Source organism: Pseudomonas koreensis (assembly GCF_025447595.1).
GTDB classification, from domain to species: Bacteria; Pseudomonadota; Gammaproteobacteria; order Pseudomonadales; family Pseudomonadaceae; genus Aquipseudomonas; species Aquipseudomonas koreensis_H.
This window is the reverse complement of sequence record NZ_JAOEJU010000007.1, coordinates 99,639-119,240: the sequence shown is the minus strand read 5'-3', so window position 1 is coordinate 119,240 and position 19,602 is coordinate 99,639. Positions and strand designations below refer to the sequence as shown.

21 protein-coding genes are annotated in these 19,602 nt (G+C 61.5%); 2 read left to right on the top strand and 19 right to left on the bottom strand.

Annotated elements, in window-relative coordinates; genetic code table 11:
• Positions 1 to 3: 3 nt before the first annotated feature.
• The 5 genes from ccmE to ccmA form a co-directional block, all read right to left on the bottom strand.
• Positions 4 to 459: a cytochrome c maturation protein CcmE gene (gene ccmE / locus N8H71_RS11775; protein ID WP_011333086.1), complete on the bottom strand. Its 456-nt coding sequence runs from the start codon at positions 457 to 459 to the stop codon at positions 4 to 6.
• On the bottom strand, positions 456 to 632 hold the full coding sequence (gene ccmD / locus N8H71_RS11770; protein WP_011333085.1) for a heme exporter protein CcmD: 177 nt from the start codon (positions 630 to 632) through the stop codon (positions 456 to 458). The genes ccmE and ccmD overlap by 4 nt, the downstream gene beginning before the upstream one ends.
• A complete protein-coding gene (locus tag N8H71_RS11765) occupies positions 629 to 1,384 on the bottom strand; it encodes a heme ABC transporter permease (RefSeq protein WP_115077018.1) in 756 nt (251 codons plus the stop codon). The genes ccmD and N8H71_RS11765 overlap by 4 nt, the downstream gene beginning before the upstream one ends.
• A gap of 78 nt (positions 1,385 to 1,462) precedes the next feature.
• A complete protein-coding gene (gene ccmB / locus N8H71_RS11760; protein WP_007959235.1) occupies positions 1,463 to 2,131 on the bottom strand; it encodes a heme exporter protein CcmB in 669 nt (222 codons plus the stop codon).
• The gene (gene ccmA / locus N8H71_RS11755) at positions 2,128 to 2,763 is read right to left on the bottom strand and encodes a cytochrome c biogenesis heme-transporting ATPase CcmA (protein WP_007959232.1); all 636 of its coding nucleotides are present in this window, start codon (positions 2,761 to 2,763) and stop codon (positions 2,128 to 2,130) included. The genes ccmB and ccmA overlap by 4 nt, the downstream gene beginning before the upstream one ends.
• 197 nt (positions 2,764 to 2,960) lie before the next feature.
• Between ccmA and N8H71_RS11750 the strand changes: the two genes are divergently transcribed.
• Together N8H71_RS11750 and N8H71_RS11745 are read left to right on the top strand one after the other, a co-directional pair.
• Positions 2,961 to 4,535: a flagellar hook-length control protein FliK gene (locus N8H71_RS11750; protein WP_262194113.1), complete on the top strand. Its 1,575-nt coding sequence runs from the start codon at positions 2,961 to 2,963 to the stop codon at positions 4,533 to 4,535.
• Positions 4,532 to 4,861, top strand: coding sequence for an EscU/YscU/HrcU family type III secretion system export apparatus switch protein (locus tag N8H71_RS11745; protein WP_262194112.1), 330 nt, complete (start codon positions 4,532 to 4,534; stop codon positions 4,859 to 4,861). The genes N8H71_RS11750 and N8H71_RS11745 overlap by 4 nt, the downstream gene beginning before the upstream one ends.
• 112 nt (positions 4,862 to 4,973) lie before the next feature.
• Here N8H71_RS11745 and N8H71_RS11740 read toward each other — a convergent pair whose 3' ends face one another.
• From N8H71_RS11740 to flhA, 14 genes are all read right to left on the bottom strand, one after another.
• Positions 4,974 to 5,366, bottom strand: a complete 393-nt coding sequence (locus N8H71_RS11740) for a DUF2802 domain-containing protein (RefSeq protein WP_085699425.1) — start codon at positions 5,364 to 5,366, stop codon at positions 4,974 to 4,976.
• Positions 5,367 to 5,852: a chemotaxis protein CheW gene (locus N8H71_RS11735; RefSeq protein ID WP_007959223.1), complete on the bottom strand. Its 486-nt coding sequence runs from the start codon at positions 5,850 to 5,852 to the stop codon at positions 5,367 to 5,369.
• A 73-nt stretch (positions 5,853 to 5,925) separates the two neighbouring features.
• On the bottom strand, positions 5,926 to 6,873 hold the full coding sequence (locus N8H71_RS11730) for a CheW domain-containing protein (protein ID WP_262194110.1): 948 nt from the start codon (positions 6,871 to 6,873) through the stop codon (positions 5,926 to 5,928).
• Positions 6,874 to 6,875: 2 nt separating this feature from the next.
• On the bottom strand, positions 6,876 to 7,664 hold the full coding sequence (locus tag N8H71_RS11725; RefSeq protein ID WP_262194109.1) for a ParA family protein: 789 nt from the start codon (positions 7,662 to 7,664) through the stop codon (positions 6,876 to 6,878).
• Positions 7,665 to 7,707: 43 nt separating this feature from the next.
• Positions 7,708 to 8,598: a flagellar motor protein MotD gene (gene motD, locus N8H71_RS11720; protein WP_085682977.1), complete on the bottom strand. Its 891-nt coding sequence runs from the start codon at positions 8,596 to 8,598 to the stop codon at positions 7,708 to 7,710.
• 12 nt (positions 8,599 to 8,610) lie between these two features.
• A complete protein-coding gene (locus N8H71_RS11715; RefSeq protein WP_085683348.1) occupies positions 8,611 to 9,351 on the bottom strand; it encodes a flagellar motor protein in 741 nt (246 codons plus the stop codon).
• Positions 9,351 to 10,487 (bottom strand): protein-glutamate methylesterase/protein-glutamine glutaminase, encoded by a 1,137-nt coding sequence (locus tag N8H71_RS11710; protein ID WP_262194108.1) that lies wholly within the window; start codon positions 10,485 to 10,487, stop codon positions 9,351 to 9,353. The genes N8H71_RS11715 and N8H71_RS11710 overlap by 1 nt, the downstream gene beginning before the upstream one ends.
• A gap of 49 nt (positions 10,488 to 10,536) precedes the next feature.
• Complete coding sequence (locus N8H71_RS11705; RefSeq protein ID WP_262194107.1) at positions 10,537 to 12,807, bottom strand: chemotaxis protein CheA; 2,271 nt, start codon at positions 12,805 to 12,807, stop codon at positions 10,537 to 10,539.
• Positions 12,808 to 12,846: 39 nt separating this feature from the next.
• Positions 12,847 to 13,635 carry a protein phosphatase CheZ gene (locus N8H71_RS11700; protein WP_262194106.1) on the bottom strand — a complete coding sequence of 263 codons (789 nt, stop codon included), beginning with the start codon at positions 13,633 to 13,635 and terminating at the stop codon, positions 12,847 to 12,849.
• 17 nt (positions 13,636 to 13,652) lie between these two features.
• Positions 13,653 to 14,024, bottom strand: a complete 372-nt coding sequence (locus tag N8H71_RS11695; protein ID WP_003183998.1) for a chemotaxis response regulator CheY — start codon at positions 14,022 to 14,024, stop codon at positions 13,653 to 13,655.
• A gap of 167 nt (positions 14,025 to 14,191) precedes the next feature.
• Positions 14,192 to 14,932, bottom strand: a complete 741-nt coding sequence (fliA, locus tag N8H71_RS11690) for an RNA polymerase sigma factor FliA (protein ID WP_085682981.1) — start codon at positions 14,930 to 14,932, stop codon at positions 14,192 to 14,194.
• Positions 14,929 to 15,759 carry a flagellar synthesis regulator FleN gene (gene fleN / locus N8H71_RS11685; RefSeq protein ID WP_003222917.1) on the bottom strand — a complete coding sequence of 277 codons (831 nt, stop codon included), beginning with the start codon at positions 15,757 to 15,759 and terminating at the stop codon, positions 14,929 to 14,931. The genes fliA and fleN overlap by 4 nt, the downstream gene beginning before the upstream one ends.
• 113 nt (positions 15,760 to 15,872) lie before the next feature.
• Positions 15,873 to 17,213, bottom strand: a complete 1,341-nt coding sequence (gene flhF, locus N8H71_RS11680; protein ID WP_064594406.1) for a flagellar biosynthesis protein FlhF — start codon at positions 17,211 to 17,213, stop codon at positions 15,873 to 15,875.
• 11 nt (positions 17,214 to 17,224) lie between these two features.
• Complete coding sequence (gene flhA / locus N8H71_RS11675; protein WP_262194105.1) at positions 17,225 to 19,354, bottom strand: flagellar biosynthesis protein FlhA; 2,130 nt, start codon at positions 19,352 to 19,354, stop codon at positions 17,225 to 17,227.
• Positions 19,355 to 19,602 lie beyond the last annotated feature (248 nt).

Genomic DNA, 19,602 nt, shown 5'->3' with positions numbered 1-19,602 from the left:
CGATCAACCCTCCTTCGCAGGGGTTGGCGCGGATTGACCGCTGTCCTTCAGGGCTTTGGTCACTTCCGGCGGCATGTATTTCTCGTCGTGCTTGGCCAGCACTTCATCGGCGACCACCACGCCATCGGCGTTGAGCTTGCCGAGCGCCACGATGCCCTGCCCTTCGCGGAACAGGTCCGGCAGGATGCCACGATAGGTGATGGTCACGGACTTGTTGAAGTCAGTGACCACAAATTTGACGTCCAGCGAATCCGTGGAGCGTTGCAGCGAGCCCTTCTCGACCATGCCGCCGGCGCGGATGCGGGTGTCCTGCGGCGCTTCGCCGTTGGCGATCTGGGTCGGGGTGTAAAACAGGTTGATGTTCTGCTGCAGGGCGCTCAGGGCCAGGCCGACGGCAGCGCCGACCCCTACCAGAATTGCCAGGATGATGATCAGACGCTTTTTACGCAGCGGATTCACTTGCCGTTCTCCCGGCGCAGACGACGCGCCTCTTGTTGCAGATAACGCTTGCGGGCCGCGATCGGCGCCGCCACGTTGAGGATCAGTACCGCCAGACAGATGCCGTAGGCCGACCAGACATACAGGCCGTGATGGCCCATGGCGAGGAAGTCGCCGAATGACGCGAAACTCATCGAGCGGCCTCCAGGCTGTTCTGCACTTCTTCTTTGACCCAACTGGCGCGGGCTTCGCGCTTGAGCACTTCAAGGCGCATGCGCAGCAACAGTACGGCGCCGAAGAAACAGTAGAAACCCAGCACCGTCAGCAGCAGCGGCAGCCACATCTCGACGGGCATCGCCGGTTTTTCGGTGAGGGTGAAAGTCGCGCCCTGGTGCAGGGTGTTCCACCACTCCACCGAGTATTTGATGATCGGAATGTTGATCACACCGACGATGGCCAGCACCGCGCAGGCCTTGGCAGCGCTGTCGCGGTTGCTGATGGCGTTGCCCAGCGCAATCACGCCGAAATACAGGAACAGCAGAATCAGCATCGAGGTCAGCCGCGCGTCCCAGACCCACCACGAACCCCAGGTCGGCTTGCCCCAGATTGCCCCGGTGACCAGCGCCACGGCGGTCATCCAAGCGCCGATCGGTGCAGCGCATTGCAGGGCGACGTCGGCCAGTTTCATCTTCCACACCAGACCGACCACGCCGCACACCGCCAGCATCACGTAGATCGACTGAGCGAGCATCGCGGCGGGTACATGGATGTAGATGATGCGAAAGCTGTTGCCTTGCTGATAGTCCGGCGGCGCGAAGGCCAGGCCCCAGATGACGCCAACGGAGATCAGCAACAACGCTGCGATGCTCAACCACGGCAGAAACTTGCTGCTGATGCCGTAGAACCACTTGGGCGAGCCGAGCTTGTGAAACCAGGTCCAGTTCATACTGTTTCCATCACGGGTGCCGCTCATCGGTGTGAGCAGTCTCAGGGTCTTTGCTGGTTAAATTTTAACCAGACCTCATTATTCGCCGACGCTGATCTTCAGGCCAGCAGCTATTGCAAAGGGTGTCAGGGTTATTGCCAGGGCGGTCAGGCTACCAAGCCACAACAGATAACCAATCGCCGGCATACCCTGCAACGCCGCCTGCAAGGCGCCACTGCCCAGGATCAACACCGGGATGTACAACGGCAGAATCAGCAGCGCCAGCAACAGGCCACCGCGTTTCAGACCGACCGTCAGCGCCGCGCCCACCGCGCCGAGCAAGCTCAGCACCGGTGTTCCCAGCAGCAACGAAAGCAGCAATACCGGCAGACACGCAGCCGGCAACCCGAGCATCAACGCCAGTAACGGCGAGAGCAAAACCAGTGCCAGCCCGGAAAAAAGCCAGTGTGCCAGCACCTTGGCCAATACCAGAAGTGGCAGGGGGTGCGGCGAAAGGACCCACTGTTCAAGGGAGCCATCTTCGAAATCACTGCGGAAAAGCCCGTCCAGCGAGAGCAGGACCGACAAAAGTGCCGCCACCCAGACTAACCCCGGGGACAAGTTTTGCAATACTTGAGTTTCCGGTCCGACGGCCAGCGGGAACAAGGCGATGACGATGGCGAAGAAAATCAGCGGATTGGCCAGCTCCGCCGGGCGGCGGAACAGCAGTCGGGATTCACGGGCAACCAGCAGGCCGAACACACTCATACTGCCCAGTTCCCCAGATCGATGTCGCGATAACCGGCCGGCATCCGGCTCAGTGTGTGGTGCGTGGTCAGCACCACCAGCCCTCCCCGTTCGCAGTGCCCGGCCAGGTGTTCTTCAAGCTGTGCGACGCCCTGCTTGTCCAACGCAGTGAACGGTTCGTCGAGAATCCACAACGGCGGGCTGTCCAGATACAACCGCGCCAGTGCCACGCGGCGCTGCTGGCCGGCGGACAGACTGTGGCAGGGAACATCCTCGAAACCACGCAATCCAACCGCCGCCAGGGCCTGCCAGATCGCGTCGCGTTCGGCGGGTTGATGCAGGGCGCAAAGCCAGGCGAGGTTTTCTTCCGGCGTGAGCAAGTCCTTGATCCCGGCGGCGTGGCCGATCCACAACAGATTGCGCGCCAGCTCGCTGCGCTGCTCGCCCAGCGGTTTGCCGTTGAGCAGCACCTGACCGTCGGTCGGCTGCATCAGACCGGCCAGCAAACGCAACAGGCTGGTCTTGCCGCTGCCGTTGGGGCCGCTGATCTGCACCATATCGCCACTGGCCAGTCTCAATTCGAGATTGTCGAAGAGCAGTCTGAGATCACGTTCACACGCGAGGGCAACGGTTTGCAGGACAGGACTGGTCAAGGGTTCACGGGCCTTATACGGTTCAAGTCGGCTCTGGCGCGGCCGTTAAAGAGTTGCAGCATAGATGCATTGACGGCTCGATCTAGAGAGCTGCGTCAAACAATTGCAATGTTTTCGCCACTCCTGGAACGACGGGCGGCATTATACATGTCGCCATCCTCTCTCCAGAGTGCATTTTCCTCAGGTTGTGTCCGCGTATGACAGGCGAAATGAACATCCTCCCGCTCCCGCCCACCACCCCGGCGACCGTTCGCCCGCAGGTGGGTGAGCTGCTGAAGTTGCTGACGCCGGTCGACGGGCTGATTGCCGCCGGCCAGAGTGCCAAGGCCGAGGTGTTGTCGCTCAAGCAGGCGGATCAGACCTTTGAGTTGCTGCTCAAGGTGACGCTGGACAGCGGCCGTCAGACCACCGTGCAGGCGACCAGCAATCTGCCATTGCCTCAGGGCACCAGTCTGGCGATCACCCAGCCGTCGGCGGGCAATCTGGCGATCACCGTGCAACAGGCCATCGCCAGCAGCGTCGCCACCCTCACCCGCATCGACACCGCGCAACTGCCGGTCGGCACGCTGCTGCAAGGCAAGGTGCTGACGGCTCAGGTCTTGCCGCAGGTGCCGGGGCAACCGATGGTGTATCGCTCGATGGTCAGCCTGCTCAATACCGCGTTGAGCGGAAGCACCCTGAGCATCGACAGCCCGCAACCGCTGCGCATCGGCACCTTGCTGTCGGCGCTGGTGCAGGATTCGCAGACCCTGAAGTTCCTGCCGCTGAGCAATCGCCAGGAACAACTGGCGGTCAGCCAGCAACTGGTCAGTCAGCAAAGCCGTCAGGGCTCGCTCGACGGCTTGTTGAAAATGCTCCAAAGCCTGCCCCCCGCCACCGATCAGACGTCCCAGGATTTGCGCGCGGCCGTGGACAAACTGCTCGCCAACCTTCCTGACGTGCAGCAACTGAGCACCCCAAAGGGTCTGGCCCAGGCGCTGGCCAACAGCGGCGTGTTCCTCGAGACCAAACTGCTGACCGGGCAGAACCCGACATTGGCCCCGGACATGAAAGCCGATCTGCTCAAGCTGATCGCCCAGATCACCCCCGGCCTGCCCGGCAACACCAACCTGAATGCGATCATTGCCGCCAACACCCTGGCTCAGGCATTGCCGAGCTTCGTGCGCAACGCCCTCGGCATGCTCGGTCAGGTCAGCGCGAAACCGGTGCCGAGCAGTTTCCCGCTGCCCGACCGGCTGCTGCAAAGTCTGGAAGGTGAAGGCGATCTGGAACACTTGCTGCGCCTCGCTGCAGCCGCCGTGTCGCGCCTGCAAAGCCATCAGCTGTCGAGTCTCGAACAGACCGGCGTCACCGACGACGGCCGCCTGCTCAGCACCTGGCAACTGGAAATCCCGATGCGCAATATGCAGGACATCGTGCCGTTGCAGGTCAAGTTCCAGCGCGAGGAAGCACCGGAGAAACAGGAAGCGAACGAACAGCGCCGCGATGAGCGCGAACCGAAACAACAACTGTGGCGCGTCGATCTGGCGTTCGACTTGGAACCGCTGGGGCCGATGCAGATTCAGGCGCAATTGATCAGCGGCAGCCTGTCCAGTCAGCTGTGGGCCGAGCGGCCGTACACCGCGAGCCTGATCGAAAGCAACCTGACCGCCCTGCGTCAGCGCCTACTGGATTCCGGGCTGAATGTCGGCGACCTCGACTGCCACCTCGGCACCCCGCCGCAAGGCATCCAAACCCGCCTCGAACACCGCTGGGTCGACGAAACCGCATGAATGACACCACCGCTCCACGCCAGGCCATCGCCCTCAAATACGACGGCAGCCACGCCCCGACCCTCACCGCCAAGGGCGACGAAGCACTGGCCGAAGAAATCCTGCGGATCGCCCGTGACTGTGAAGTGCCGATCTACGAAAACGCCGAGCTGGTGAAACTGCTGGCGCGGATGGAACTGGGCGACAGCATCCCTGAAGAGCTGTACCGCACGATCGCCGAGATCATCGCGTTTGCCTGGAACCTCAAGGGCAAGTTCCCGCAAGGGCACGACCCGGATGCACCGATGGTCGAGAAAGACGTCACCGAACGCGGCGACGATTACTGAGACTTCAAAGACGCCTTCGCGAGCAAGCTCGCTCCCACATTGGTTCGGCGTACACCGATCTAATGTGGGAGCGAGCTTGCTCGCGAATAGGCCATCAGCTTGAGCGCAAAAATCAGTTCTTGTGCAGCTTGCGCATCAACTCCGCCTCAGCCTGGGTCAACCCGCAGGACTGAGTCAGCTCATCAACGCTTGCGCCCATCCCCACCAGTTTCGCCGCCTGGGCGAATGACAGGCTGGAAGGATCCCGCTGTTCGAGCTGGCTGATTTTGTCCGGGATCGGACCGACGACCGAGCGCAGCTCGTGCAGGGCTTCGCCCATGCGCACGTTGCCGTTCTGGTAATCGTCGACACGCTTGGCCAGGTCCTTGATGCGCTGATCACGCAGCGCATCGCCCTGGGCCTGTTGCGCAGCGATCACGCGCTGCGCCTTGATGTACGCCAGAAACATCGCCAGCGTGCCTGCCCAGAACAGGAACAGGACAATGACCGCTACCTCGAGAATCAATCAGATGTTCTCCAGTTCCGACCATTCTTCTTCGCTCATCATCTTGTCCAGCTCGACCAGGATCAGCAACTCGTTGTTCTTGTTGCACACGCCCTGGATGAACTTGGCCGACTCTTCGTTACCGACGTTCGGTGCGGTCTCGATTTCCGACTGACGCAGGTAAACCACTTCGGCCACGCTGTCGACCATGATGCCCACGACTTGCTTGTCGGCTTCGATGATGACAATACGGGTGTTGTCGCTGATCTCACCGCTCATCAGGCCGAAGCGCTGACGGGTATCGATCACGGTCACCACGTTGCCGCGCAGGTTGATGATGCCCAGCACGTAGCTTGGCGCACCCGGCACCGGAGCGATCTCGGTGTAGCGCAGGACTTCCTGAACGCGCATCACGTTGATGCCGTAGGTTTCGTTGTCCAGCTTGAAGGTCACCCATTGCAGGATCGGATCTTCGGAACCCTTTGCCGCCGTAGCCTTGTCGTTCATACCCTAGCCCCTCGAAAAACCGCGCCTGGCGGTGTGTGTTTCGTTCGCCGGCATTTGAATGCCGGTACTGTCTTTATGTCGGTTTGTGGTTCGGCTTACTGCCGGACATGTGCTTTGCCCCACCGCTGGCGATCAACTCGGCCAGAGCGGAAACATCGAGCAAGGCGCACATGTGTTCAATCACCGTGCCGGCGAGCCATGGCCGCTGACCCCGGTGACTTCTCCATTTGATTTCATTCGGGTCCAGGCGCAACGAGCGACTGACCTGATGCACCGCCAGGCCCCACTCGTAACCCTGCACCGAAATCACGTATTGCAGGCCCTGACGGAAGTCATCGCGGTAGCGATCCGGCATGACCCAGCGTGCGGTGTCCAGCACCTTCAGGTTGCCGGCCTGGCTCGGCAAAATCCCGAGGAACCATTCCGGCTGGCCGAACAGCGGCGTCAGCTCATGGCCGGCCAGCGAATAGATCGAGCCGAGGCACACCAGTGGCACCGCCAGCGTCAACCCGGCCACGTCGAACAACAGGCATTCGAATGCTTCCGAAGCCCAGGCCGGACGGCCGTCGGTTTCCAGCGGTGGCGGCGTATTGTTTGGCGGTAGATGCACTTCGACCAGCGGCGCAACCAGGGTCGGTTCGACCGGGGCTGGCGCAGGCGCTTCAGGTTCTGGTGCCACGGGAACCGGAGGCGTTTGCAGAAGTTGGGTTTGCAGCAGCGGTGCCAGAGTCGAGACCACGCGCACCGGCTCAGGCTCTTTGATCAACGTCGCCGGTGCCTTCGCTACCACAGCGGCAGGTGCTGCAACCGGGGCGATCGGTCGGGCGGCTTTTTGCGCATCCCGGGCCTGCTCTTCAAGGACAGCGGCCTGGAATTCATCGAGTGCCGCGGCGGTCTCGACCACCTCGACCGGCGCTACGACTTCCTGCTCGACCTCGTCCGTCACCTCCGTCAGCAAGCCGTCCAGATAGGACTGCAACGCCAGTTGCGGCTTCGACGTCAGCTTGATCGGCCGATTCATGCTCAAGCCACCTGCGGAACGAGTTGCTGCGCCAGCAGATGCTTGAGCAGCGCGCGGTAAGCCAGCACGCCACGGCTCTTGCCGTCGAACTGCGAAGGGGTGACACCGGCACGGCTGGCGTCGCGCAGACGGGTATCGACCGGGATGTAACCCTGCCAGATCTCGTCGGGGAATTTGTCGCGCAGCACGCGCAAGGTGCCCATCGACGCCTGGGTGCGGCGGTCGAACAGGGTCGGCACGATGCTGAACGGCAGCGCCTGTTTGCGTGAGCGGTTGATCATCGCCAGGGTGTTGACCATGCGCTCCAGACCTTTGACGGCCAGATGCTCGGTCTGCACCGGGATCACCAGTTGCTGACTCGCAGCCAGGGCGTTGACCATCAGCACGCCGAGCAACGGCGGGCTATCGATGATCGCGTAATCGAAGTCCTGCCACAGTTGCGCCAGACTCTTGGCGATCACCAGACCCAGGCCACTCTGCCCCGGTGACTGGCGCTCGAGGGTGGCCAGTGCGGTGCTCGACGGTAACAGGGAAATACGTTCATCGCTGGTCGACAACAGCAATTGACCCGGCAAGCCTTGCGGCACCGTGCCCTTGTGCAGAAACAGGTCGTAGTTGCTGTGTTCCAGGCTGTCGGGGTCGTAACCGAAATAGCTGGTCATCGAGCCGTGCGGGTCGAGATCGACCACGACCACGCGCTTGCCCGCCTCGGCCAGCAACCCGGCTAAAGCGATGGAAGAAGTGGTTTTACCAACACCACCCTTTTGATTGGCGACTGCCCAGACTCTCATTCGGATCGTTCCTCTCGGCCGAGGTGCTCGGCCAAGACATGGTTCAGCGTATTAATGCGGGCGACGGAGAATTGACGGCACTCTCGCGTCCCGGCGTCTTGACCGGGGTCGGTGCAGTTTGTGTGCCAGCACGCTTCAGTGCGGCGTCCGGTGTTGCATTGGCGGTTCCGGTGCCGGTCAGGCTGCGGCGCACATCGAGATTGCGCGACACCACCAGCACTACACGACGGTTCTTCGCCCGGCCTTCGGCAGTGGCGTTGTTGGCCACCGGCTGAAACTCGCCGTAGCCCACCGAAGCCAGACGACCGGGGTTCACACCCTGCATCGCCAGCATCCGTACGATGCTGGCCGAACGCGCCGAAGACAGTTCCCAGTTGGTCGGGTACTGCGCGGTACGGATCGGTTGATCGTCGGTGAAGCCTTCGACGTGGATCGGGTTGTCGAACGGTTTGAGGATCGCCGCGACCTTGTCGATGATGTTGAACGCGATGTCGCTCGGCATCGCATCACCGCTGCCGAACAACAGGCTGGAGTTGAGTTCGATCTCGACCCACAGTTCGTTGCCGCGCACGGTCATCTGGTTCGAGGAGATCAGGTCGCCGAACGCGGCACTGATGTCATCGGCGATGCTTTTCAGCGGATCGCTGGCCCCGGCGATGCCGGCGTCGACCTGTTCGGCATCCTTGACCAGCGGCTTGGCCGGGGTCACGGTCTTGGGTCGTTCTTCACCGATCGGGATCGGCTTGAGCGCACGGTCGGAGTCGGTGAAGACCCCGATCAGCGCTTCGGAAATGATCTTGTACTTGCCTTCGTTGATCGACGAGATGGAGTACATCACCACGAAAAAGGCAAAGAGCAAGGTGATGAAGTCGGCGTAGGAAACCAGCCAACGTTCATGGTTTACGTGCTCTTCATGCTGGCGACGACGTGCCATGAGGTTAGTCCCTTAATCCATGAAGCCCTGAAGCTTCAACTCGATGGAGCGTGGGTTTTCACCTTCAGCGATCGACAAAATACCTTCCAACAACATTTCGCGATAACGCGACTGCCGCAATGCAATTGACTTGAGCTTGGCGGCAACCGGCAGCAACACCAGGTTGGCACTGGCCACACCGTAGATAGTGGCGACGAACGCGACCGCGATCCCGTTGCCCAGTTGCGACGGATCGGCCAGGTTGCCCATCACGTGGATCAGGCCCATCACCGCACCGATGATGCCGATGGTCGGCGCATAGCCGCCCATGCTTTCAAACACTTTGGCGGCCTCGATGTCGCGGGCCTCCTGAGTGTAGAAATCCACCTCGAGGATGCTGCGGATCGCTTCTGGCTCGGCGCCGTCGACCAGCAGTTGCAGCCCCTTGCGCGAGTAGGCATCAGGCTCGGCATCCGCCACGCCTTCCAGACCCAGCAGGCCTTCCTTGCGTGCGGTGAGGCTCCAGTTGACCACGCGGTCGATGCCGCCGGCCAGGTCCACACGCGGCGGGAAAAAGATCCAAGCCAGAATCTGCATGGCGCGCTTGAACGCGCTCATCGGCGATTGCAGCAGCGCGGCACCGATGGTGCCACCGAGCACGATCAGCGCCGCCGGGCCGTTGGCCAGTGCGCCGAGGTGACCGCCTTCAAGGTAGTTGCCGCCGATGATGGCGACGAACGCCATGATGATCCCGATAAGGCTTAGAACATCCATCAGACGCACGCCTCGACCAGGTGCTTGCCGATATCGTCCAGGCTGTACACCGCATCGGCGAGGTCAGCTTTGACGATGGCCATTGGCATGCCGTAGATCACGCAACTGGCTTCGTCCTGAGCCCAGACCGTGCTGCCGCCCTGCTTGAGCAGGCGCGCACCTTCGCGGCCGTCGGCGCCCATGCCGGTCAGTACGACCGCCAGAACTTTGTCGCTGTAGGACTTGGCTGCAGAACCGAAGGTGATGTCCACGCACGGCTTGTAGTTCAGACGCTCGTCGCCCGGCAGGATTTTCACCGCGCCACGGCCATCGATCATCATCTGCTTGCCACCCGGTGCCAGCAGCGCCAGGCCCGGACGCAGGATGTCGCCATCCTCGGCTTCCTTGACGCTGATGCGGCACAGCTTGTCCAGACGCTCGGCGAAGGCCTTGGTGAAGGCCGCCGGCATGTGCTGGATCAGCACGATCGGCGCCGGGAAGCTGGCCGGCAACTGGGTCAGGACCCGTTGCAGGGCTACCGGGCCGCCGGTCGACGTACCAATCGCGACGAGCTTGTAGTTTTTGCGTTTCGGGGCCGGCGACGAAGCGCTGGCCGCTGGCGCGCGAGTCGGAGCAGGCGCAGGTGCCGGACGGACCGGAGCACTGTGGCTGCCAAAACTCGACGGCGCCGGCGCAGGAGTCGACGCAGGCGCAGGTGCAGCGGCAGGCGCCGGCGCACTGTAGGCACTGAAACGACGGTTGCTGCGCGAGATGCTGTGAACCTTTTCGCACAGCAGTTGCTTGACCTTCTCCGGATTGCGGGAGATGTCTTCGAAATTCTTCGGCAGGAAATCCACCGCGCCGGCATCCAGCGCATCCAGAGTGACCCGGGCGCCTTCGTGCGTCAGCGAGGAGAACATCAACACCGGGGTCGGGCAGCGCTGCATGATGTGCCGCACGGCCGTGATGCCATCCATCATCGGCATCTCGTAGTCCATGGTGATCACGTCCGGCTTGAGGGCCAGGGCCTGATCGATCGCCTCTTTACCGTTGGTTGCCGTGCCGACAACCTGGATGCTCGGATCCGCTGAAAGAATTTCCGAGACGCGGCGGCGGAAAAAACCCGAATCGTCCACCACCAGGACTTTGACTGCCATAAACACTCCATTAGGTGCGGCGGAACGTTGTCGCCCCGCCGCCCCGGATTCAAATACGCCGTGCGGCGTAACGCTTGAGCATGCTCGGAACATCGAGAATCAGTGCAATGCGGCCGTCACCGGTGATGGTGGCGCCGGACATGCCCGGAGTTCCCTGGAGCATCTTGCCCAATGGCTTGATGACCACTTCTTCCTGGCCGACCAGTTGATCGACGACGAAGCCGATCCGCTGGGTGCCCACCGAAAGGATCACCACATGGCCTTCGCGCTGCTCTTCGTGAGCGGCGGAGCTGACCAGCCAGCGCTTGAGGTAGAACAATGGCAGCGCCTTGTCCCGCACGATCACCACTTCCTGGCCATCCACCACGTTGGTGGTCGACAGGTCGAGGTGGAAGATTTCGTTGACGTTCACCAGCGGGAACGCGAACGCCTGATTGCCGAGCATCACCATCAGCGTCGGCATGATCGCCAGCGTCAGCGGCACCTTGATGACGATCTTCGAGCCCTGGCCCTTGGTCGAGTAGATGTTGATCGAACCGTTGAGCTGGGAAATCTTGGTCTTTACCACGTCCATGCCGACACCGCGGCCGGACACGTCGGAGATCTCGGTCTTGGTCGAGAAACCCGGAGCGAAAATCAGGTTGTAGCACTCGGTGTCGCTCAGGCGATCGGCGGCATCCTTGTCCATCACACCGCGTTTCACGGCGATGGCGCGCAGGACGTTCGGGTCCATGCCCTTGCCGTCGTCGGAGATCGACAGCAGGATGTGGTCGCCTTCCTGCTCGGCGGCCAGGATCACCTTGCCGCCACGAGCCTTGCCCGACGCTTCGCGTTCTTCCGGCGACTCGATGCCGTGGTCGACCGCGTTGCGTACCAAGTGGACCAGCGGGTCGGCCAGTGCCTCGACGAGGTTCTTGTCGAGGTCGGTCTCTTCGCCCACCAGTTCCAGGTTGATCTCTTTCTTGAGCTGACGCGCGAGGTCGCGAACCAGACGCGGGAAGCGGCCGAAAACTTTCTTGATCGGCTGCATCCGGGTCTTCATCACCGAGGTCTGCAAGTCGGCGGTGACGACGTCGAGGTTCGACACAGCCTTTTGCATGGCTTCGTCGCCGCTGTTCAGGCCCAGGCGCACCAGACGGTTACGCACCAGCACCAGTTCGCCGACCATGTTCATGATCTCGTCGAGACGCGCGGTATCGACGCGAACGGTGGTTTCGGCTTCGCTCGCCGGTTTTTCCGGTGGCGGAGTCGCCGGTGCACGGGCCGGAGCCGGTGCAGCAGCGGCAGCCGGTTTGGCCGGTTCGGCTTTCGGCTCAGGCGCTTTTGCAGCAGGTTTTGCCGCAGCCGCCGGGGCCTTGGCGGCAGGCGCCGCAACAGCCGAAGCAGTGCCGGCAGTCACGACGGCACCGGTGGCGACGTCAGTGAACTTGCCTTTGCCATGCAGATCGTCGAGCAGCGATTCGAACTCGTGGTCGGTGATCAGATCGCTACCGGCCGCAGCCGCTGCCGGAGCAGCCGTCGCAGGAACGGAAGCAATCGCCGACTCCAGCGCATCGACGGCAAAGTTGCCCTTGCCGTGCAACTGATCGAGCAAGGCTTCGAATTCGTCGTCGGTGATGTCCGAGCTGTCGCCCGCCGCAGGAGCCGCCGGAGCTGCAGCCGCGGGTGCCACGGCGTCGGCCGCGAACTGGCCCTTGCCATGCAACTGGTCGAGCAGCGACTCGAACTCGGCGTCGGTGATTTCATCGCTGGCTGCTTCATCGGAAGCAGGCGCAGCGGCAGCCGCCGGGGCTTCGGCTTCGGCCTTGACGGCGTTCAGCGAGTCCAGCAACTGCTCAAATTCGTTATCGGTGATGTCGCCCGAATCGCCTTCGACGACCAGTTCTTCGATCATCTCGGCAACGGGGGAAGCCGCAACCTCATCGGCCGACTGCGGTTCGGCCAGGCGCGACAGAGCGGCCAACAGTTCCGGGGTAGCCGCAGTGATCGGGCTGCGATCGCGGACTTCGCCGAACATGCTGTTCACCGCGTCCAGCGCTTCAAGCACCACGTCCATCAGTTCTGCATCTACGCGACGCTCACCCTTGCGCAGGATGTCGAACACGTTTTCGGCGATGTGACAGCACTCCACCAGCTCGTTGAGCTGAAGGAAGCCGGCGCCCCCTTTTACAGTGTGGAAACCGCGAAAAATTGCATTGAGCAGATCTGCGTCATCCGGGCGGCTTTCCAGCTCGACCAGTTGTTCGGACAGTTGCTCAAGAATCTCGCCGGCCTCAACCAGGAAATCCTGAAGGATCTCTTCATCGGCGCCGAAGCTCATTAATGGGGTGCTCCTACAGGTCTAAAAACCCAAAAAAACTCAAAATCCAAGGCTGGATAGCAAATCGTCCACATCGTCCTGACCGGACACAACGTCTTCTCGTTTATCGGCATGAATCTGCGGACCTTCACCCTGCGAGAGATGTTTTTGTGGATCTTTTTCAGCAAGCATCGCCGCACGGTCATGTTCGATGCCCGCAAAGCGGTCCACCTGGCTGGCCATGAGCACGAGTTTGAGCAGGTTGCTTTCGACTTCGGTGACCAATTGGGTCACGCGCTTGATCACCTGGCCGGTGAGGTCCTGGTAATCCTGGGCAAGCAGAATGTCGTTCAGATTGCTCGACACCGCCCGGTTATCCGCGCTGCTGCGTGACAGAAAACCGTCGACCCGACGCGCCAGTTCACGGAACTCTTCAGCCCCGACCTCACGGCGCATGAAACGGCCCCAATCGGCGCTCAATGCCTGGGCTTCGTCAGCCAGGCCATTGACCACGGGGGTAGCGCTTTCCACCAGATCCATGGTGCGGTTGGCTGCGTTTTCGGTCAGTTTGACCACGTAGCCCAAGCGTTCGGTCGCATCAGTGATCTGCGACACTTCCTCGGCTTGTGGCATGTGCGGATCGATCTGGAAATTGACGATCGCACTGTGCAATTCACGCGTGAGCTTGCCCACTTCCTGGTACAGGCCACGGTCACGGGTCTGATTGAGCTCATGGATCAGTTGCACGGCTTCGCCGAACTTGCCCTTTTCAAGGCTCTCGACCAGTTCGACCGCGTGTTTTTTCAGGGTCGACTCAAAATCGCCCTGTGAAGATTCGTTGTGCTCCATAGCTCCCCCGCGCGTCATCAGCCGATGCGTTCGAAAATCTTCTCGATTTTTTCTTTCAACGCCTGGGCCGTGAAAGGTTTGACCACGTAGCCGTTCACGCCGGCCTGGGCCGCTTCGATGATCTGCTCGCGCTTGGCTTCAGCGGTCACCATCAGCACCGGCAGGTGCTTGAGTTTTTCATCGGCGCGCACATGGCGCAGCAGGTCGATACCGGTCATGCCGGGCATGTTCCAGTCCGTCACCAGAAAGTCGATGCTGCCGCTGTTGAGCACCGGAATGGCGGTGGTGCCATCGTCGGCTTCAACGGTGTTGGTGAACCCGAGATCACGCAACAGGTTCTTGATGATCCGCCGCATCGTTGAGAAGTCATCAACGATGAGGATTTTCATGTCTTTGTTCAATTCGACCTCCAAGCAGTCTTAAACGCGCCCAGCACCTGGACGCGCCATTTCAATCAATCCGGCAAAGCACTCGATGACTGTCTGGAGCACAACAGATCGAGACCGGTGCCGTTCACCACCGCACCAGCCTCGTTCGCAGTGTCCCCACACTGCCTTCAGCGCGCTCGCCACTCCCCCAAACGCCCCCGCAAACGGGCCGCGCACTGGCTGTGTAACTGGCTGACCCGCGATTCACTGACGCCAAGGACTTCACCGATTTCCTTGAGGTTCAGCTCTTCGTCGTAGTACAGCGCCAACACCAGTCGCTCACGCTCCGGCAAATTGGCAATCGCGTCCGCCAGCGCTGCCTGGAAGCGTTCGTCTTCCAGATCGCGCGACGGCTCAAGATGAGCACTGGCGCCATCCTCGTGCAGCCCTTCATGTTCGCCGTCCTGCAACAGGTCGTCGAAACTGAACAGCCGGCTGCCCAGGGTGTCGTTCAAAATCCCGTAGTAATCGTCGAGACTCAATTGGAGTTCGGCCGCAACCTCGTGATCTTTAGCGTCACGGCCGGTTTTAGCTTCAATTGCGCGAATCGCGTCGCTGACCATACGGGTGTTGCGGTGAACCGAGCGCGGTGCCCAGTCCCCCTTGCGCACTTCATCAAGCATCGCGCCGCGGATCCGGATGCCCGCGTACGTTTCGAAACTGGCGCCTTTGCTGGCGTCGTATTTGGTCGAGACTTCGAGCAGCCCGATCATGCCGGCCTGAATCAAGTCTTCGACCTGAACACTGGCCGGCAACCGTGCCAGCAAGTGGTAGGCGATGCGCTTGACCAGTGGCGCGTAACGCTCGATCAACTCGTACTGCGCGTCACGCGCCGACTTTTTGTAAAGGTTCATACCGCTGGCGGTCATAGCACAGGTCCTGCCGTTTGCTGCACGAGGCGCTCGACGAAAAACTCAAGGTGGCCACGCGGGTTGGCGGGCAGCGGCCAGGTGTCGACCTTCTGGGCGATCGCCTTGAACGCCAACGCGCACTTGGAACGCGGAAAGGCTTCATAGACCGCTCGCTGCTTCTGCACCGCTTTGCGTACGCTTTCGTCGTAGGGCACCGCACCGACGTATTGTAAGGCGACGTCGAGGAAGCGATCCGTGACCTTGGTCAACTTGGCGAACAGGTTGCGACCTTCTTGCGGGCTCTGGGCCATGTTGGCCAGGACGCGGAAGCGGTTCATGCCGTAATCGCGGTTGAGCAATTTGATCAACGCGTAGGCGTCGGTGATCGAGGTCGGCTCGTCACACACCACCAGCAACACTTCCTGCGCCGCACGAACGAAACTGACTACCGAGTCACCAATACCCGCAGCGGTGTCGATCACCAGCACATCGAGATTGTCGCCGATGTCGCTGAAGGCCTGAATCAGACCGGCATGCTGGGCCGGGCTCAGATGAACCATGCTCTGGGTGCCGGATGCAGCCGGCACGATGCGAATTCCGCCGGGACCTTGCAACAGCACATCGCGCAGCTCGCAGCGACCTTCGATCACGTCCGCCAGCGTACGTTTGGGAGTGAGGCCCAGCAGAACGTCGACGTTCGCCAGCCCCAGGTCGGCGTCCAGCAGCATGACCCGACGGCCAAGCTCTGCCAGCGCCAGGGACAAGTTCACTGACACGTTAGTCTTGCCGACGCCACCTTTGCCGCCGGTCACCGCGATCACCTGTACGGGATGCATGCTGCCCATGTTATTTCTTTACCTTGTCTTGCATAGACGGAGGCCACATTACTGGCTGCGCGTTCACAACCGGAACAATGCGTGGCAGACCATCGATGTAGGTACGAAAACTGTTCATTACCTCAGCCAACCTGCTTGGTCGGACTGTGGTAGATATCAGCGAACATGTCGGCCATGGCTTCTTCGCTGGGTTCTTCCTGCATTTGCACGCTGACGGCACGGCTGACCAGTTGATGACGGCGCGGCAGATGCAGATCATCCGGAATCCGCGGGCCGTCGGTCAGGTAGGCGACCGGCAGTTCGTGACTGATCGCCAGGCTCAACACTTCGCCCAGACTGGCCGTTTCATCCAGTTTAGTCAGGATGCACCCGGCGAGCCCGCAACGCTTGTAACTGTGATAAGCGGCGGTTAGAACCTGTTTCTGGCTGGTGGTTGCCAGCACCAGATAATTTTTCGACCGAATGCCACGACCGGCCAGACTTTCCAGCTGCATGCGCAGGGCCGGATCGCTGGCCTGCAGGCCGGCGGTATCGATCAGCACCACGCGTTTGCGCAGCAGTGGATCCAGCGCCTGCACCAGGGACTGGCCCGGATCGACGTGGGTCACCGACACATTGAGGATGCGGCCCAAGGTCTTGAGCTGCTCCTGCGCGCCGATGCGGAAACTGTCCATGCTCACCAGCGCGATGTTCTGCGCGCCGTACTTGAGCACGTAGCGGGCGGCCAGTTTGGCCAGCGTGGTGGTCTTGCCCATGCCGGCCGGGCCGACCATGGCAATCACGCCGCCCTCTTCCAAAGGTTCGACTTCCGGCACGGCAATCATCCGTGCCAGGTGCGCCAGCAGCATGCGCCAGGCCTGACGCGGCTCGTCGATCTCGGTGATCATCGACAGCAGATCACGGGACAACGGGCCGGACAGACCGATACGTTGCAAACGACGATACAGATTGGCCTGTGCCGGGCGGCTGCCTTGCAGCTGGTTCCAGGCCAGCGTGCCTAGCTGAACTTCCATCAGCTCGCGCAGGCTGTTGAGTTCGAAACGCATCGAGTCCAGCGCACGCGGGTCGACGCCAGCGGCGGCCGGCGCAGGCGCCGGGGCTGGACGGGCCGGAGCCTCGTAGGTCGGCTCGGTCAGCGGTTCGGCGGCGGTCAGCGGCAGGCCGGCCGTCAACGGCAGCCCGGCGAACAGCTGGCGATTGGTGTTGCCGTCGGCTTCGCCACGCAGGCTCAGCTCGGCCTGTGCGGTAACGATGCGCGACTGGGTCTTGCGCAGCTCATCCTCGAGTTCCATGTTCGGAACACGCGGGGCCAGCGCCGACAGTTTGTAATCGAGCGCCGCCGTCAGCTCGACGCCGCCGGCGATGCGGCGGTTGCCAATGATGGCGGCATCAGCGCCCAGCTCATCACGAACCAGCTTCATGGCCTGACGCATATCGGCGGCGAAAAAACGCTTAACTTGCATAAACCACTACCTCAGCCGTTGGGCCCTACTGTCGCAACGATGGTCACTTGCTTGTTGTCCGGAATTTCCTGGTAGGCCAGCACATGCAGTCCGGGAACTGCCAGGCGACCAAAGCGCGAGAGCATCGCGCGAACCGGGCCTGCTACCAACAGGATCACCGGCTGACCTTGCATTTCCTGGCGCTGCGCCGCTTCGATCAGCGAACGCTGCAGCTTCTCGGCCATGCTCGGCTCCAGCAGAACGCCCTCTTCCGAGCCTTGTCCTGCCTTCTGCAGACTATTGAGCAATATTTGTTCCAACCTTGGCTCCAGCGTGATAACTGGCAGCTCCGACTCAGTCCCCACAATGCTTTGGACGATGGCGCGGGATACGCCGACCCGCACAGCGGCCACCAAAGCGGCGGTATCTTGACTCTTGGCGGCATTGTTGGCGATGGCTTCTGCAATGCTGCGGATATCGCGCACCGGCACGTGCTCGGCCAGCAACGCCTGCAACACCTTGAGCAACTGCGACAGCGTGACCACGCCCGGCACCAGCTCTTCAGCCAGTTTCGGCGAGCTCTTGGCCAGCAGTTGCATCAATTGCTGCACTTCTTCGTGACCGATCAGCTCGCTGGAGTGCTTGTACAGAATCTGGTTCAAGTGAGTCGCGACCACGGTGCTGGCATCGACCACGGTGTAACCGAGCGATTGCGCCTGGGCACGCTGGCTGACTTCGATCCACACCGCCTCCAGGCCGAAAGCCGGATCTTTGGCGGTAATGCCATTGAGCGAGCCGTAGACCTGACCCGGATTGATCGCCAGTTCGCGATCCGGGTAGATCTCGGCTTCGGCCAGGATCACGCCCATCAGGGTCAGGCGATAGGCGCTCGGTGCCAGGTCGAGGTTGTCGCGGATGTGCACGGTCGGCATCAGGAAGCCCAGATCCTGCGAGAGCTTCTTGCGCACGCCCTTGATCCGCGCCAGCAATTGCCCGCCCTGGTTGCGGTCCACCAGCGGAATCAGGCGGTAGCCGACTTCCAGGCCGATCATGTCGATCGGGGTCACGTCGTCCCAGCCCAGCTCCTTGGTTTCCATGGCGCGGGCCGGCGACGGCAGCAATTCCTGTTGACGCTTGACCTCTTCCAGCGCGACGACCTTGGCCACGTTCTGCTTCTTCCAGAACAGGTAAGCGCCACCGGCAGCCAGGGCGGCCATGCTCAAGAACGAGAAGTGCGGCATGCCCGGCACCAGGCCCATGACCGCCATCAGACCGGCCGCCACCGCCAGCGCTTTGGGCGAGGCGAACATCTGGCGATTGATCTGCTTGCCCATGTCTTCCGAGCCGGAAGCACGGGTCACCATGATCGCTGCCGCTGTAGATAACAACAGTGATGGCAATTGCGCCACTAAACCGTCACCGATGGTCAGCAAGGCGTAAACCTTGCCGGCGTCGGCGAAGGTCATGTTGTGCTGGAAGATACCGACGGCCATGCCGCCGATCAGGTTGATGAACAGAATCAACAGGCCGGCGATGGCGTCACCACGGACGAATTTGCTGGCACCGTCCATCGAACCGTAGAACTCTGCCTCCTGGGCCACTTCCTGACGACGGGCCTTGGCCTGCGCCTGGTCGATCAGACCGGCGTTGAGGTCGGCGTCGATCGCCATTTGCTTGCCGGGCATCGCATCGAGGGTGAAACGCGCGCTCACCTCGGAAATCCGGCCCGCACCCTTGGTCACCACGACGAAGTTGATGATCATCAAGATCGCGAAGACCACGATACCGACCACGTAGTTACCGCCGATCACCACCTCACCGAAGGCCTGGATCACCTTACCGGCAGCGGCGTGGCCGTCCTGACCGTGGAGCATGACCACTCGCGTAGACGCCACGTTCAGCGCCAGTCGCAACAGCGTCGCCACCAGCAGGATCGTCGGGAACACCGCGAAATCCAGCGGCCGCAAGGCGTACACGCAGACCAGCAGCACGACGATCGACAGGGCAATGTTGAACGTGAAAAACACGTCGAGCAGGAACGGCGGCACCGGCAACATCATCATCGCCAACATGACCAGCAGCAACAGCGGCACACCCAGATTGCCTCGACTGAGGTCTGTCAGGTTGCTGCGTGCACTGCTGAGTAACTGAGAGCGATCCACCGGTTTTCCCCGTTCCTTTAAAGCAAACTTTTGACGCCCGAAGCAGGCGCACCGCGGCTACTGCAAGAAGCCTTCCAACTTTTGCCGATGATTGAAACAGAGGGGTTTGAGCGAGGTTTTTCTGCTGACCGGGATGCCGCCTTCGCGAGCAAGCTCGCTCCCACATTTGGAATGCATTTCCCTGTGGGAGCGAGCTTGCTCGCGAAGAGGCCCGAGAAATCAGCACAAAGTGCCTTTTAAACTCGGGT

Bases quoted from the DNA above. Each gene is read 5' to 3' on its own strand.
- fliA (WP_085682981.1), bottom strand. From the start codon at position 14,932: ATGACCGCCAGCGGTATGAACCTTTACAAAAAGTCGGCGCGTGACGCG.
- N8H71_RS11710 (WP_262194108.1), bottom strand. From the start codon at position 10,487: ATGGCAGTCAAAGTCCTGGTGGTGGACGATTCGGGTTTTTTCCGCCGC.
- N8H71_RS11745 (WP_262194112.1), top strand. From the start codon at position 4,532: ATGAATGACACCACCGCTCCACGCCAGGCCATCGCCCTCAAATACGAC.
- N8H71_RS11750 (WP_262194113.1), top strand. From the start codon at position 2,961: ATGACAGGCGAAATGAACATCCTCCCGCTCCCGCCCACCACCCCGGCG.
- N8H71_RS11700 (WP_262194106.1), bottom strand. From the start codon at position 13,635: ATGGAGCACAACGAATCTTCACAGGGCGATTTTGAGTCGACCCTGAAA.
- motD (WP_085682977.1), bottom strand. From the start codon at position 8,598: ATGGCACGTCGTCGCCAGCATGAAGAGCACGTAAACCATGAACGTTGG.
- N8H71_RS11735 (WP_007959223.1), bottom strand. From the start codon at position 5,852: ATGAACGACAAGGCTACGGCGGCAAAGGGTTCCGAAGATCCGATCCTG.
- N8H71_RS11730 (WP_262194110.1), bottom strand. From the start codon at position 6,873: ATGAATCGGCCGATCAAGCTGACGTCGAAGCCGCAACTGGCGTTGCAG.
- N8H71_RS11695 (WP_003183998.1), bottom strand. From the start codon at position 14,024: ATGAAAATCCTCATCGTTGATGACTTCTCAACGATGCGGCGGATCATC.
- flhF (WP_064594406.1), bottom strand. From the start codon at position 17,213: ATGCAAGTTAAGCGTTTTTTCGCCGCCGATATGCGTCAGGCCATGAAG.
- N8H71_RS11765 (WP_115077018.1), bottom strand. From the start codon at position 1,384: ATGAACTGGACCTGGTTTCACAAGCTCGGCTCGCCCAAGTGGTTCTAC.
- N8H71_RS11705 (WP_262194107.1), bottom strand. From the start codon at position 12,807: ATGAGCTTCGGCGCCGATGAAGAGATCCTTCAGGATTTCCTGGTTGAG.
- ccmB (WP_007959235.1), bottom strand. From the start codon at position 2,131: ATGAGTGTGTTCGGCCTGCTGGTTGCCCGTGAATCCCGACTGCTGTTC.
- N8H71_RS11725 (WP_262194109.1), bottom strand. From the start codon at position 7,664: ATGAGAGTCTGGGCAGTCGCCAATCAAAAGGGTGGTGTTGGTAAAACC.
- fleN (WP_003222917.1), bottom strand. From the start codon at position 15,759: ATGGGCAGCATGCATCCCGTACAGGTGATCGCGGTGACCGGCGGCAAA.
- ccmD (WP_011333085.1), bottom strand. From the start codon at position 632: ATGAGTTTCGCGTCATTCGGCGACTTCCTCGCCATGGGCCATCACGGC.
- N8H71_RS11715 (WP_085683348.1), bottom strand. From the start codon at position 9,351: ATGGATGTTCTAAGCCTTATCGGGATCATCATGGCGTTCGTCGCCATC.